We start from the raw sequence: 1,329 nt of genomic DNA, 5'->3' as shown, positions 1-1,329 counted from the left end.
GTCATTCTTGTATCTATGAAGGATCGACAGTTTAGGTAGAGACTGTTGAGGTGGGGGAGCACTTTGTATTGCTCCCCCGCGGGCGTACGGCTCCCGTTCATTCTGTGGTCTATCGACCGGCGCTCAGCCCCGGGACCGCTGCCCAAGTCACGCACGACCGCACAGTCGCACGACAACTCATCGTATCTACAAGGGAGGTTACCGTGACAGGGATCATTTGTGGAGTGGATGTTTCTGGTTCGTCACTGGAGGCGCGTCTTGGCCCGCACGGCGCCTCTGCGAGTTTTCCCAACACGGCGGCCGGGATCGCGGCGCTGTCCCAGTTCTGCCATGCCCACCAGGTGAGTTTGGTGGCGCTGGAAGCCACGGGGGGCTACGAGCAGCAGGCGGTGGCTCAGCTATCGGATCAAGAGCTGGCCGTAGCCGTGCTGAATCCACGCGCTGTGCGTCAGTTTGCGCAGAGCATGGGTCGGTTGGAGAAGACCGACGCCATCGATGCCGGCATGATCGCCTGGTATGCGGAGGTGAAGAAGCCGCGGCCGGTCACCCTGGCCCCACATACGCAACGTCATCTGCGCGCCCTGGTGACGCGCCTGCGCCAGCTCACGGAGCTGCGCACCGCGCAGAAGAATCAGCAGCGGCTGATCACCGATGCTGTGGTGCAGAACTCCTTCGCTCAACTGCTCGCGCTGTTGGCCGAACAGATGACGCTGCTCGAGCAAACCATCGCCGCGTTGATCGAGGAAGACCCCATGTGGCGCGAGTTGAATCTGGCCATGCGTTCGATCAAAGGAGTGGCCGGCCGCACCGTGGCCCGTCTGATGGCCGATCTGCCCGAGCTGGGAACGCTGCCCAACAAAACCATTTCCAAGCTGGCCGGTGTGGCGCCGATCGCGGCCGACTCGGGCCAGCATCAGGGCCGGCGCCGGGTGCGTGGTGGACGCAGCTCGGTGCGTGAAATCCTGTTTATCGTGGCCAGCGTGGTGGGCCGCCACGAGCCCGACTTCATCGCCTTTCAGCAGCGGCTCCGAGCCGCAGGCAAACCGCCCAAGGTGGTGCGCATCGCGCTGGCGCACAAGCTGCTGGTGCGCCTCAACGCCAAAGCCCGGCAGGTGAGAACGCTGATGCAAACCACCCTGCCCAACCAGAGGGTGAGCGCATAAACATCAGACCGTGGACGCATCCATCCGGCTCCCCGCAGCCGGGGTGGGGGAAAAGCGGGAAACGCACGCCCTTTGCGTTTTCCGAGGCGCGCACTTGCGCCGCCTTTTCCATCAACCCTGCAACCAAACCCCCAAATCAACCTTGACAAATCAGACAGTCGCTGAG

The 1,329-nt window shown here is 63.1% G+C and carries 1 protein-coding gene; it reads left to right on the top strand.

Annotation, left to right across the window (positions count from 1 at the left end; genetic code table 11):
• Positions 1–203: 203 nt before the first annotated feature.
• Positions 204–1,163 (top strand): IS110 family RNA-guided transposase, encoded by a 960-nt coding sequence (locus XX99_RS14590; RefSeq protein ID WP_050060158.1) that lies wholly within the window; start codon positions 204–206, stop codon positions 1,161–1,163.
• Positions 1,164–1,329 lie beyond the last annotated feature (166 nt).

The organism is Silvibacterium bohemicum, assembly GCF_001006305.1.
Classification (GTDB): domain Bacteria; phylum Acidobacteriota; class Terriglobia; order Terriglobales; family Acidobacteriaceae; genus Silvibacterium; species Silvibacterium bohemicum.
This window is presented reverse-complemented; position numbering and strand designations above follow the sequence as displayed.